This window comes from Plantactinospora mayteni, assembly GCF_016862935.1.
GTDB classification, from domain to species: domain Bacteria; phylum Actinomycetota; class Actinomycetes; order Mycobacteriales; family Micromonosporaceae; genus Plantactinospora; species Plantactinospora mayteni.
The window spans coordinates 1-12,097 of the sequence record NZ_BONX01000031.1 but is presented as its reverse complement, the minus strand read 5'-3'; the positions used below and the strand labels follow the sequence as shown (position 1 = coordinate 12,097).

The following is a 12,097-nucleotide window of genomic DNA, read 5'->3' as shown; positions in this document are numbered from 1 at the left end:
GGCGACGACCTGCCCTGATCCTCGGCGCCCTTCCCGGCCGGAGGGCGAGCGCGACGCGTGGACGTCTGGTCCGGCACTCCGCGTCAGGTTGCTGTCACTGTGGTACGGGTCACTGGAGCGGGTACTTCGCCGCGACTTACCCACGAGTAATATAACCACTGTTACTGCCGGGTAACCTGTTGTCGTGAGTCCGGGGGGCAGAGGCGTATGACCCACTACAGGAGCAATCGGCGAGACCTCGAGTTCAACCTCTTCGAGGTCTTCGGCGCGGACCAGGCGTTCGGCGCCGGCCCGTACGCCGAACTGGACGCCGACACCGCGCGGAGCGTGCTCGCCGAGGTGGAGCGGCTGGCCCGGGAGGACCTGGCGGCCAGCTACACCGACAGCGACCGCAACCCGCCGGTCTTCGACCCGGCCACGCACAGCGCGCCGCTGCCCGAGTCGTTCAAGAAGTCCTTCCAGACGCTGATGGAGTCCGAGTTCTGGCGGATGGACCTGCCGACCGAGCTGGACGGCACGATGGCGCCCCGCGCGCTCTGGTGGTCGGCCGCCGAGCTGATCCTCGGCGCCAACGCACCACTGTGGATGTACGCCGGCGGCCCCTCGTTCGCGCACACCCTCTATCGGGAGGGCACCGAGCGGCAGAAGAAGTGGGCCAAGCTCTTCGTCGAGAAGCAGTGGGCCGCGACCATGGTGCTCACCGAGCCGGACGCCGGTTCGGACGTGGGCGCCGGCCGGGCCCGGGCGATCCCGCAGCCGGACGGCTCCTGGCACATCGAGGGCGTCAAGCGGTTCATCACCAGTGGTGAGCACGATCTGACGGACAACATCATCCACTACGTCCTGGCCCGGCCGGTCGGGGTGGAGGGGGCCGGCGGTCCCGGTACCAAGGGGCTGTCGCTGTTCGTGGTCCCCAAGTTCCACTTCGACGACGAGACCGGGGAGCTGGGCGAGCGCAACGGCGTCTACGCGACCAACCTCGAACACAAGATGGGGTTGAAGGTCTCGAACACCTGCGAGATGACCTTCGGCGAGCACGGCGTACCGGCCAAGGGCTGGCTGCTCGGCGACGTGCACGACGGCATCCGGCAGATGTTCCTGATCATCGAGTACGCCCGGATGATGGTCGGCACCAAGGCGATCGCCACACTCTCCACCGGCTACCTCAACGCCCTGGAGTACGCGAAGAGCCGGGTACAGGGCGCCGACCTGGTCCGCTCGACGGACCGGAACGCGCCCCGGGTGACCATCACGCACCACCCGGACGTGCGCCGTTCGCTGATGCTCCAGAAGGCGTACGCCGAGGGCCTCCGGGCGCTGGTCTGCTACACCGCGACCTGGCAGGACCGGATCAACATCGCCGAGGCGAACGGTGACGAGTCGACCGTCAAGCTGGCGAAGGGCGTCAACGACCTGTTGCTGCCGGTGGTCAAGGGTGTCGGCTCGGAACGTGCCTACGAACTGCTCGGCCACGAGTCGTTGCAGACGTTCGGCGGCTCCGGTTTCCTCCAGGACTACCCGCTGGAGCAGTACGTCCGGGACGCGAAGATCGACACTCTCTACGAGGGTACGACCGCGATCCAGAGCCTCGACCTGTTCTTCCGGAAGATCGTCCGGGATCGCGGTACCAGCCTGATGGCGGTGGCCGGCGAGATCGGGGCGTTCGTGGAGGCCGGCGGCACCGAGTCGGCCGCGACCGACTCGGCCGAGCCGGGCGACGGGCAGCTCAAGGAGGAGCGGGCCGCGCTGGGTCGGGCGCTCGGCGAGGTGCAGGCGATGCTCGGCACCATGACCGGGTGGCTCGGCGACGCGCAGGGCGGCGAGGCCCGGGCGCTCTACAAGGTCGGGCTCAGCAGCCGGCGCTTCCTGCTCGCCGTCGGCGACCTGACGGTCGGCTGGCTGCTGCAACGGCAGGCCGAGGTGGCGCTGCGGGCGCTGAGCGGCGAGGTGACCGAGGCGGACAAGGCGTTCTACACCGGCAAGCTGGCCGCCGCCCGGTTCTTCGCCCGGGAGGTACTGCCCCGGATCGGTGCCGACCGGCGGATCGTGCAGGCGGCCGACCTGGAGCTGATGGACCTGCCCGAGGACGCTTTCTAGGCGGGCGGCACGAGCGTTTTTCGGCGGCCGGTGGAGCTGTATTGCTTCCCGGCCGTCGCGCTATTGTTGAGGCGGTGCTAGGAGTAGTTTGACCTGATTTGTCATGAAAGCCCACGACCCATCGCACGGGGGAGTGCAGCGGACATGGGCATCGGTACGGGAATTTTCCTCATCACGCTGGGAGCCATCCTGACGTTCGCGGTCAGGGCCAACGTCTGGTGGCTCGATCTTCGCGCGGTCGGCTGGGTCTTCATCCTGGCCGGGGTCGCGGTGCTGGCCACCACGATGTGGTACTGGCAGGACCGCAAGAAGCGGGCGCGGACCCTGATCGTCGAGGAGAACAGGCTGTCGCATCCGACGGCGATGATGCCACCGCCGCCGGATCCGCCGCCGCCGAGCGCACCACCCACCTGACATCCCCGGCGCCCGGCCTGGTTGGCGATGCCACCGGCCGGGCACCGACCCGTCTGGGTACGCGAGCGATCGGAGGGGCGGTCAGCCCCGGGCGGTGTGCCACTTCACGATCGGCCCCGCCTGGGCGGTTACGTCCGCCCACTCGCCGGCGATCCGGTGGATCACGATTCCGCTGGTACGCAGCCCTTCCGGGTCGGCGTGCACCGGATCGAGCAGAGTGGACAGTTCCGAGATGCTCGGGTTGTGCCCGATCAGCAGCAGCGTGCCCGCCTGCGGGTCCGTGTCGCGGACGAGTTCGAGCAGGTCCGTCGCGTACCCGTGGTAGATCCGCTGGTCGTAGCGGACCGCCGGCACCGCGCCGCCGGCGGGCGGGCCGGCGGGGGCGGACCCGGCCTGTCCGGCCGGGACGCCGAGCGGGCGGGTCGGCGGTGCCGCCATGCCCAGCGCGACGTCGTGCCAGGTCTGTCGGGTGCGCTTGGCGGGCGAGCAGAGGACCACCGTCGGCAGGTAGCCGCCGTGGCCGAGCCAGGCCCCCGCGGCGGCGGCGTCCGCGTGCCCCCGGGCGGTGAGCGGGCGGTCGGCGTCCGGCGCGGTCGTCGGCCGCTCGGCCTTCGCGTGCCGGAGCAGCACCAGGCTCCGTCCGGGTACGTCCGGCCGCCGCGCGCCGCCCGGGTCGCTGGGTCCGGCGGTCCCGCTGGTATCCGTCACGATGGTCTCCCTGGGTCGCGTGGCGTGTGCGTCCCGTCGGCCGGTCCCGGCTTGCGGCGCCCGTCCGGTCCGGCCGCCGTCCGGCCGGTTCGGCCGCCGTCCGGCCGGTTCGGCACCGGCAGCGACGCTGTTCCCAGCTTGCCGGATTCGGGTTTGAAACGCCTGGCTATGTCGATGGGTGCCGCGACCGTGGCCGGTACCGGCCCGACCCGCCCGACCCGTAACAGTGAACCTCTTTCGACCCGAACCGCCCAGCGCTCAGGCGAAGAGGGCGAAGTAGATCGCGACGTGGTGGCAGATCGCCGCGACCAGCGTGCAGGCGTGGAACAACTCGTGGTGGCCGAAGACGGTGGGCCACGGGTTGGGGCGGCGCAGCGCGTAGCAGACGGCGCCGATGCTGTAGGCCGCGCCCCCGGCGACCAGCAGCGCGAGCACGGTGACCCCGCCCCGGTCCAGGATGTCCGGCAGGACCGCGACGGCCACCCAGCCCAGGGCGAGATAGAGCGGCGCCGAGACCCAGCGGGGCGCGTGCGGCCAGACCAGCTTCGTCGCCACCCCGGCGAGTGCGCCCGTCCAGACGATCAGCAGCAGTACGGCGGCGCTGGTGGGCGAGAGCACCAGCAGGCAGAACGGGGTGTACGTACCGGCGATGAAGACGAAGATCATCGAGTGGTCCAGCCGACGCATCACCCGGTAGCCGCGTTCGGACCAGACCCGCCGGTGGTAGAGCGCGCTGGTGCCGAAGAGGCCGCAGACCGTGACGCTGTAGACGAGGCAGCTCACCAGGGGCGTCCAGCCCGGCCGGGTGGCGGCGATCGCGCAGAGCACGACACCGGCCAGTACCGCGACGAAGAAGGCGTACGCGTGCAGCCAGCCGCGCATCCGTGGCTTGCCCAGGTCGACCGGGCGCAGCCGGATCGGGGCGGAAGTACTCACCCGACCAGGTTACGGCACCGTAGGTTACTCAGGGGTAGTGGTTGCGACGGTGCTTCCGGTCACGTCTCCGGTTCGAGGGTCAACTGTCCAGGCCACGCAGGATGAGCGGCAGCCGGTGCACCCCGTCCGGGGTGACGCGTACCGGCACACCCCAGTCCTGGCGGCTCAGGTGGCAGGCGGCGTGTTCGGCCTCGGCGTCACAGGTGGCGGCCTGCGCGACGACCTGGAGCACCCCCGAACTGACCTGGTCGTTCAGCACCAACCGGCGGGACAGCTCGGTACCCACCCCGGCACCGTCGAGCAGCAACTCGGGCGGGGAGGCGGAGACCTCCAGCCGAGTGGAGGGGCCGAACGACTCGTCCAGCTTCTGCCCCGGCGGCGGCTCGAAGACGACGTCCAGGGTCAGTTCCCCGGCGGCAAGATCGGTCGGCGGACGCTCCGTACGGTGTCGACTCCCGGCGATCGTGCTGGCCCCGGCCGCGGAGAGGGCGCCCGGCGCCAGCCGGCTCAGCCGGTGCCCGGCGGACTCGACCACCAGCACCTCGCCGTCCCCGGTCAGCAGCACGTCGCTCGGCTCGGCCAGCCCGGTGGCGACCGTCGTGACGGTCCCGGTCTCCGGGTCGAAGCGCCGGACCGCGCCGTTGTAGGTGTCGGCCACCAGCACCGAACCGTCCGGCAGCGCGCCGACCCCCAGCGGATGCTGGAACAGCGCCTGCCCGGCCGGACCGTCGACGTGGCCGAAGTCGAAGAGGCCCTGGCCGACGGCGGTGGTCAGCACGCCGTCGGAGACGAACCGCAGCGCGCTGGTCTCACTGTCGGCGATCCACAGCCGACGGCCGTCGGCGGAGGTCGAGAGGCCGGACGGCTGGGCCATCCAGACATCCGGCAGCGGCCCGTCCCGCAGCGCCTCCACGGTGGTGCCGGCGTAGACGCCGACGGTCCGCTTGATCGGGTCGAACCACCAGAGCTGGTGGATGCCGGCCATCGCCACGATGACCCGGTCGTCATACCAGGCGAGGTCCCAGGGGGAGGAGAGGTCGGCGGCGAGCGCGTCGTGCGCGTGGTCGTCCACAGTCGAGCGCCACTGCCGGCCGGTACCGGCCACCGTGGTCACCTCGCCGGTCGCCAGCCGTACGCCCCGGAGCAGGTGGTTGACGGTGTCCGCGACCACGATGTCGTAGCCGGCGACCTCGGCGGCGTGCGCGGGCAGCCGGCACACGCCCTGCGGCTCGGCGAACCGGGCCAGCTCGGCCGGGCCGTCCGACCGGCCCCGCTCGCCGGAACCGATCCGGCGCAGCACCGTCTCGCCGTCCGGCGCCAGCTCGACCACGGAGTGCCGGGCCGAGTCCGAGACCAGCAGGTTTCCGCCGTCCAGCACGATCGCCTTGCCGGGGAACCGCAGCGGGGTCTCCGGCTCGGCCGGTGGCACGTACGGGCCGTCGCCCCGGTGCAGCGTGCCCTTCGCCTCGTGCGTGGCGATCAACTCGTCGAGCAGTCGGGAGAGCCCCTCGGCGTGCCCCTCGCCGGCCATCGAGGCGACGACGTAGCCCTCCGGGTCGATCACGTTGAGTGTCGGCCACGCCTTCGCGGCGTACTGCTGCCAGACGGCCATCTCCGCGTCGTCGAGTACGGGGTGGGCGACGCCGTACCGCTCGACCGCGGCGGCCAGGGCGTCCGGGTCGCGTTCGTGCTCGAACTTCGGCGAGTGCACCCCGATCACCACCAGGGCGTCGCCGTACTTCTCCTCCAGTGGGCGCAACTCGTCCAGCACGTGCAGGCAGTTGATGCAGCAGAAGGTCCAGAAGTCCAGCAAGACGATCTTGCCGCGAAGGTCTGCGAGGGTCAGCTCCCGGCCGCCGGTGTTGAGCCAACCTCGGCCCCGCAGCTCAGGTGCCCGCACGCGTGGTTGCATCACCCCATCCTGCCCCATCGGCGGCGCCCGGCCCGGGGTCGGGGGAGGGGCCGTCGGGGCAGCTAGGGGGTGGCGGCGCGGGCCGGTGGCGTACCCGGAACGGCCGGGCCGAGGATGGCGGAGATCACGGATTGTGCGTGGTCGTGTGCTTGAGGATCACCTCGGCGAGTTGCGGGCCGACCGCCTCCGACAGGGCGTGCCCGAGCCCGGGGACGGTGACCAGCCGGGCGTTGCCGAGCAGCGTGCCGAGATGCCGGGCGTACGCGGTACCGACGATCGGGTCGGCCGGAGAATCGATCACCAGGACCGGAGTCGTGACCGCCTCCAGTTCGGCGGCCCGGGCGAGACCCTCCTGGCCGGCCCGGGCGTGCGCGGCCGGATTGTCGTGCCGTCCCGCGTGCGCGATGATCCGCTCCTCCCGGCGGCGGAACTCCTCCGGGTCGAACGGCAGCTCGCCGCCGTTGAGGATCCGCCAGTGCCGGACCCGCCAGTCGAGTTCGGCGTCGCGGTCCCGTGGTTCGGCAATGGTCTCCCAGATCGCCAGCAGGGCCGGGTCGATCCCGGGCGCCTCGACCGGGCCACCGTCCATCGGAGTGGTGCCGATCAGGGTCGCCGTCGCCAGCCGGTCGGGGTGGTCGAGCAGCAGCAGTTGGGTCAGCATCCCGCCCATCGACATCCCCACCACGTGGGTACGGTCGATGGCCAGGGCGTCGAGGATCTTCACCGCGTCGGCGGCGAGGTCGGTGAGCGCGTACGGGTTGTCGTCGAAGGCCCAGGTCGAGCGTCCGACGTCGCGGTGGTCGTAGCGTACGAGCCGGTGGTGCCGGCCCAACGCCTCCATCATGGAGTCCGGCCAGGTCAGGCCGGACGCGCCCGCGCCCATCACCAGCAGCAGCGGCGGACCGCCCGGATCACCGGACTCCTCGACCCACAGCCGGAAACCAGGGGCGACTTTGATCTCGTGTTCCACTGCCCCAGAGTGTCACGTACGTGGGCCGGTGCCGCGAACCACCCCCGGTCCGGCCCGCCCCACCCTCCCGGTCCGGGCCGCACCGCGCGACCCGGCGGGAGCGGGCCGGCGGCTACGGCGACGAGCTGACCCGTGGCCGTGCCCCGCCGGCCGGTACGGTGTCGCCGGCGCGGCGGAGCATGTCGGTCAGCGCCGCCACCAGGGCACCACCCTGGTCGACGGTGATGTGGAAGACCTGCCGGTCCTCGAAGTCGGTCCGGGCGAAGCGTACGAAGGGTCGCGGCTGTGGGTCGTCGACGTACTGCACGAGCTGAGCCCTTACCTCGACCGCCTGCCGGTCGTCCTGCGGATTGCAGTCGTACCACCGACTGGCGTGGGTCGGTGGTGAGGAATCGGGGTGTACGCCGCGAAAGCTCGCGGTGCATTCGCCCGGGTCACACCAGCCCGGATGAGGATCGGTGGCCATCGACGGCTCCTTGCGAACTCTCAGGGTCTCGGATGCGGAAATGCGTAGCTCTCGCGGCGGGGTACCCGTCCGACTCCCCGGCGGCACTCGTGCTGGTCCGTCGCCATGGCGGGTATTACGCTGCGTAACTCGATGGCGTCGGTCGGCAGCGCCGGATAGACCCTACCCAATGTGCGGTTGCCCCACTCGGTCATGTCTCTGGCAGTTTGCCGGTAGTCGGCGCGATTGGGCCTTTGCCCACCCCGACGGCTTCCGGTCCTCGTCGCGAACCGGGCTCAACGTGGGCGCCGTGCGATGGTGGACAACGCGAGATTGCTCTTGACCCGCAGCTCGGGGAGGAGGAGCAGGTGCCGGAAGGCGTCGATGTCGGCTGCTGACATACCCGCGTCGATCAGCTTCTGGCGGATCGCACCAGCCGTCCCCCACGGGAGCAGGCATCCGTGGCTGCCGCCGGCCCAGGTCCCGGTGTGCCCGACGGTGTCGCACTCCGTCATGCCCAGGTCGAGCAGGGCGCCGTGCACCCGGCGGCTCCACTTCGAGCGGTTTCCGGCGTCCTGCAAGGCGACCTGGAACGCGTCGTGGTAGGCACCGAACAGCCGGTCGGCCTCGTCGGGGTCCGGCGCGGCCAGCACGCTGGTACGCCAGGTCGGCTCGAATTCCTCCACCGCCAGGATCCCGTGCGGGTTGAGGGCGTCGACGAGCTTCCTGAGGATGTCGAGCCGCTGCGGCAGGTGCCCGAGGAGGAGCCGGACGTGGATGAGGTCGAACGTGCCGGGCAGGGGATCGGTCACGACGTTGTGTTCGCGCAGGTCGACCCGGGGATCCCGCTGGCAGGCGCGCAGATCGACATCGGTCGCGATCACCTCGCCGCGCGGGGCCAGCCCGGCGATCGTACCGGCGATGCTGCTCCCGCCCACGGCGATCACCAGACACCGGGCGTCGGGCGAGATTCCGGCACCACGAAGTCGTTGCTCGCTGAACGGGTCGTACATGCCGGCCAGTGCCCGGAGCATGACGTCGTTGTCGGTTTCGGCGTCCTGGAAGATGTACGTGGTCGACACAGGTTTCTCCTCGTGGGTGTCAGGCGGTCGTGTGGCGGATCCACGGGGCGAGCGCCCGTAACGTGGCGGTGAGGGCGTAGAAGAGGTTGATGCTCATCGCGGCGAGCACGACAATCGCCGCCCAGGCCAGGGCCGCGTTGGTGCCGGCGTTCTGGATGACGACGCCGAGTCCCTGGGTCGCACCGAACAGTTCGGCGACGGTCGCGCCGATGAGCGCGAGCGGCAGCGCGATCCGGAGGCCGCCGAAGATGTGCGGGAGCGCGGCGGGCACGCGGAACTTCAGAAAGGTGGTCCACCGCGAGGCATTGAGGGATTGGGCCAGCTCCACGAACTCCGCGGACGTGGCGGTGAGCCCGGTACTGGTGGCCAGCGCGATCGGGAAGAAGCACATCAGCCAGACCAGCACCACCTTCGGTCCGGCTCCGAACCCGCCGATGGTGATGAGCAGCGGCGCGAAGACCGGTTTCGGTGTGCTGCTGAGGGTCAACAGCATCGGATACAGCGCCCGTTCGAGCCGGCGTGATGCCGCGAGGATGGTGCCGAGCAGCACGGCGGAGGCGATCGCGAGAGCGAATCCCGCCATCGCCTCGCCGAGAGTGACGGCTGCGTTCTGTAGTAGATAGCCCGGCTGATCCCGGATCGCCGCAGCCACCGCCGGCGGCCCCGGCACGATGTACGGCGCGACGTCCAGGACGACGACCGCCGCCCACCAGGCGGCTATGAACCCGGCGATGCCCACCAGCGGGGTTCCGACGGTGGACAGCGCGGCCCGCCAGTGGGGGAGACGCGCGGAGCGTGCGCGGGGTGGCATGCGGACGTGGCCTACCCGACCAGTTCGGGCGCGATGATGTCCTTCGGGGTGAGGCCCACCGGAATCGTGCCGGCAGCCTGGAGGATCGCGATGTTCTTGGCCATCCGCGCCTCGTCGAACTGGCCGAGCGGGGTGTCCGAGATGCCCTCGACGTACGCCCGCAGGGCCTTGACCTCGGCGACCGCCGCCGCCGGGGGCTGTCCCTGCGTCTCCTTCTCCGATGCGTAGATCTGGCCCGCCTCTTCGGGATGGTTGACGGCGTACTCCAGCCCGCGCAGCAGAGCCCGGTTGAAGCGGCGGACCAGGTCCGGCTTGTTCTGCGCGGTCTCCGTGGTGACGCCGATGGCGGAACCGTGCAGGTCACCGATGTAGTCCGTGAAGGGCAGGGTCACCACCTCCTGCTTCGCCACCGTCCGGACGGATTCCACCGCCGGGACGAACTGGCTGATCGCGTCGACCTTCTTCTGGGCGAGCATCGCCGCGTGCTGGGGCGCGATCGGGTTGCTCACCCACTTGACCTTGGAGGAGTCGAAGCCCGCCAGCCGCGCATAGGTGCTGAAGAGGAGGTAGTTGATCCCGCCGGGAATGTAGGAGAGCGTCTTGCCGGCGAGGTCGCGCGGCGTGGCGATCCCGCTCGACTTGAGCGCGACGAAGCAGGCCAGGTTCCGCTGGTGCAGCACGGACGTCAGCCTGAAGTCCTTGATGCCGCCGTTACGGGTGAATTCGATCATGGCGCCGTTCACGTCCACCGTCGCGAAGGTGGCCTGACCCCCGGCCAGGGTCTGTAGGTTGCTCGTGGTGCCCTTGCCCGGAAGGACCTGCACCTCCAGCCCGACCTCGGTGAACCAGCCCTTGGCCCGGGCCACGAAGATCGGGGCTTCCCGGCCCTGGAAGCCCGCCCCGCTCAGGATGGAAACCTTCTCCACCGGTTGCTGGCCGCTGCTGCTGCTCTCGCCGTCGTCTTCGCCACAGGCCGTCATCGCCGCGGCGGTGGCGGTCACCGCCGCACCGGCCAGCAGGCGACGGCGAGTCAGTACGAGCGTCATGTGATCTCCTCACACTTGTAAAGCTTGGTAAGCCAAGTTGGGGTCGGGATCCTCCGGGCCACGGAGCGCTGCGGGCACGGCTGAGCGCGGATGCCGACGTGATGCGGGTCACGGTCGCGCCGTTGTCGCGGCACGACAAAGGAGCGGGTGCGGACGAACTCGGAGGAGTCGCCTGCCGTGGTGATCACCCGGACCTGCCCAGCCAACTTAGATTGCCAGGCAATCCAAGTCAACGTCGATGTCTAGGCTCGCTTGTGTTGCCAGGTCAGTCATGGTCCGATCTTGTTGACTACCCAGGGGGACCTCATATGCCTGCACCTGCCTCGCCGGCTGAGCCGGTGTACCGCCGCGTCATGCGAGACGTAGAGGCCAAGATCGCGAGTGGCGAGCTTCGGCCGGGCGACCAGCTACCCTCGATCAGCCAGCTCCGGGAGCAGTACAAGTGCTCGGCGCCGACCATCAAACAGGCGTTGGCACGGCTACAGGAGCGGGGTGTGCTCCAGGGGCATCAAGGCAGGGGCGTGTACGTGACGCCCGCTCCCGACTGACGCGCTCGGTGATCGGGGAAAGCCCGGGCAGACTGATCGGGGAAAGCCCGGGCAGACCGGCGAGCGGTGCTCCGCCGGGCTGAGCCGCCATTCGGTGGTCCAAGGTGGAGCAAGCCCCGGAAAGGTCCGGCACAGCGACGACACAGCGCCCCGCCTCAGGTGGACCGGGAGGCGGGGCGCTGCGTGTCGCTGAGCCGCTGGGTTGGTTGAGCCGTACCGAGTTGTTATCCGCCGGTCGGTGCCGCCGCCGGTTGCAGGCAGAGCACTTCCTTGCGATCCGGTACGACGATCGTCTGCGGGGTGTCCGCCGGGCACTCCTTCTTGTCGGTCACCTTCGCGCCGACCTTGAAGACGCCCTGCTCGGCGCAGTCCGCGATCACGGGCGTACCGCCGGAGTCCTTGACGCAGGCGCCCACCGCCGGGTTGAACGGGGGTGCCGCCTCCTCGCTGCCGATCTTGCCGAGCAGCCAGAGCGTGCCCAGCGGGATCGCCAGCAGCAGTACCGCCGCGACCAGTACCAGGAACAGCACCTTGCCGTTGCGTACCTGCGGCGTCGGCGGTTCGGTCTTCGTCTCCGACTCCGCAGCCTCGGGCTTGAACGAGTCGAACCGGCCCTGCTCGCCCTCGCCCGATGCGCCCCAGCTCGGGCCGCCGGGCGCCGGTGACCCGTACGGAGGCGTGCCGCCGGGCGGTGCCCCGTACGGCCCCGGTCCCGCCCCGGGCGCTCCGTACGCCGCCGGTCCCGCACCTGCGGCACCGGGCCGGCCGAACCCGGGGCCGTCCCCGTCGGGCGGCGGCCCGAAGCCCGAGGCCCCGGGCGGCGGCCCGAAGCCCGGTTGCCCGGGGGGTGGCCCGAAGTCGGGCGGCCCGGGCGGCCCGCCGAACCGGTCGGTGCCGGTCGGTGCGGACGCGCCGAACTGGCCGGGGTCAGCAGCCGGACCGGGGCCACCGAACCGGTCTCCGTCGAAGGGCGCGGGTCCACCGAACTGGCCAGCACCGGCGGGACCGGGGCCACCGAACTGACCGCCACCGGCCGGTCCGGGGCCACCGAACCGGTCGGGCTCGCCCTGCCCGGGCCCGCCGAACCGGTCCCCGTCGAACGGTGCGGGGCCGCCGAACCGGTCCTGT

The 12,097-nt window shown here is 70.9% G+C and carries 11 protein-coding genes and 1 pseudogene; 3 read left to right on the top strand and 9 right to left on the bottom strand.

Annotated elements, in window-relative coordinates; genetic code table 11:
- Positions 1 to 207: 207 nt before the first annotated feature.
- Both Pma05_RS22250 and Pma05_RS22245 read left to right on the top strand, forming a co-directional pair.
- Entirely contained in the window at positions 208 to 2,097 is a 1,890-nt protein-coding gene (locus tag Pma05_RS22250; protein ID WP_203859393.1) for an acyl-CoA dehydrogenase, read from the top strand.
- 144 nt (positions 2,098 to 2,241) lie between these two features.
- Complete coding sequence (locus Pma05_RS22245) at positions 2,242 to 2,511, top strand: DUF6458 family protein (RefSeq protein ID WP_203859392.1); 270 nt, start codon at positions 2,242 to 2,244, stop codon at positions 2,509 to 2,511.
- Between the two features lie 81 nt (positions 2,512 to 2,592).
- Here the strand turns inward: Pma05_RS22245 and Pma05_RS22240 are convergent, their stop codons facing one another.
- The 8 genes from Pma05_RS22240 to Pma05_RS22205 all read right to left on the bottom strand — a co-directional run bounded on the left by Pma05_RS22240 (position 2,593) and on the right by Pma05_RS22205 (position 10,421).
- Positions 2,593 to 3,144 carry a SixA phosphatase family protein gene (locus tag Pma05_RS22240; RefSeq protein ID WP_239312895.1) on the bottom strand — a complete coding sequence of 184 codons (552 nt, stop codon included), beginning with the start codon at positions 3,142 to 3,144 and terminating at the stop codon, positions 2,593 to 2,595.
- Positions 3,145 to 3,477: 333 nt separating this feature from the next.
- The gene (gene trhA / locus Pma05_RS22235; RefSeq protein WP_203859390.1) at positions 3,478 to 4,155 is read right to left on the bottom strand and encodes a PAQR family membrane homeostasis protein TrhA; all 678 of its coding nucleotides are present in this window, start codon (positions 4,153 to 4,155) and stop codon (positions 3,478 to 3,480) included.
- A gap of 79 nt (positions 4,156 to 4,234) precedes the next feature.
- Positions 4,235 to 6,067, bottom strand: coding sequence for an NHL domain-containing thioredoxin family protein (locus Pma05_RS22230; protein ID WP_203859389.1), 1,833 nt, complete (start codon positions 6,065 to 6,067; stop codon positions 4,235 to 4,237).
- Between the two features lie 124 nt (positions 6,068 to 6,191).
- Complete coding sequence (locus Pma05_RS22225) at positions 6,192 to 7,037, bottom strand: alpha/beta fold hydrolase (RefSeq protein ID WP_203859388.1); 846 nt, start codon at positions 7,035 to 7,037, stop codon at positions 6,192 to 6,194.
- 112 nt (positions 7,038 to 7,149) lie between these two features.
- Entirely contained in the window at positions 7,150 to 7,503 is a 354-nt protein-coding gene (locus tag Pma05_RS22220; protein WP_203859387.1) for a hypothetical protein, read from the bottom strand.
- Positions 7,504 to 7,778: 275 nt separating this feature from the next.
- Complete coding sequence (locus tag Pma05_RS22215) at positions 7,779 to 8,564, bottom strand: class I SAM-dependent methyltransferase (protein WP_203859386.1); 786 nt, start codon at positions 8,562 to 8,564, stop codon at positions 7,779 to 7,781.
- Between the two features lie 19 nt (positions 8,565 to 8,583).
- Positions 8,584 to 9,375: an ABC transporter permease gene (locus Pma05_RS22210; protein ID WP_203859385.1), complete on the bottom strand. Its 792-nt coding sequence runs from the start codon at positions 9,373 to 9,375 to the stop codon at positions 8,584 to 8,586.
- Positions 9,376 to 9,386: 11 nt separating this feature from the next.
- Positions 9,387 to 10,421: an ABC transporter substrate-binding protein gene (locus Pma05_RS22205; protein ID WP_203859384.1), complete on the bottom strand. Its 1,035-nt coding sequence runs from the start codon at positions 10,419 to 10,421 to the stop codon at positions 9,387 to 9,389.
- 353 nt (positions 10,422 to 10,774) lie between these two features.
- Here Pma05_RS22205 and Pma05_RS22200 point away from each other — a divergent pair, with 353 nt between their 5' ends.
- Positions 10,775 to 10,969: a winged helix-turn-helix domain-containing protein gene (locus Pma05_RS22200; protein WP_239312855.1), complete on the top strand. Its 195-nt coding sequence runs from the start codon at positions 10,775 to 10,777 to the stop codon at positions 10,967 to 10,969.
- 224 nt (positions 10,970 to 11,193) lie between these two features.
- Here the strand turns inward: Pma05_RS22200 and Pma05_RS22195 are convergent.
- Positions 11,194 to 12,097: pseudogene (locus Pma05_RS22195) on the bottom strand (hypothetical protein); the annotation flags it as partial.

Excerpts from the sequence above, each read along its gene's own strand:
- Pma05_RS22220 (WP_203859387.1), bottom strand. The coding sequence starts at position 7,503 with ATGGCCACCGATCCTCATCCGGGCTGGTGTGACCCGGGCGAATGCACC.
- Pma05_RS22210 (WP_203859385.1), bottom strand. The coding sequence starts at position 9,375 with ATGCCACCCCGCGCACGCTCCGCGCGTCTCCCCCACTGGCGGGCCGCG.
- Pma05_RS22230 (WP_203859389.1), bottom strand. The coding sequence starts at position 6,067 with ATGCAACCACGCGTGCGGGCACCTGAGCTGCGGGGCCGAGGTTGGCTC.
- Pma05_RS22200 (WP_239312855.1), top strand. The coding sequence starts at position 10,775 with ATGCGAGACGTAGAGGCCAAGATCGCGAGTGGCGAGCTTCGGCCGGGC.
- Pma05_RS22205 (WP_203859384.1), bottom strand. The coding sequence starts at position 10,421 with ATGACGCTCGTACTGACTCGCCGTCGCCTGCTGGCCGGTGCGGCGGTG.
- Pma05_RS22245 (WP_203859392.1), top strand. The coding sequence starts at position 2,242 with ATGGGCATCGGTACGGGAATTTTCCTCATCACGCTGGGAGCCATCCTG.
- Pma05_RS22250 (WP_203859393.1), top strand. The coding sequence starts at position 208 with ATGACCCACTACAGGAGCAATCGGCGAGACCTCGAGTTCAACCTCTTC.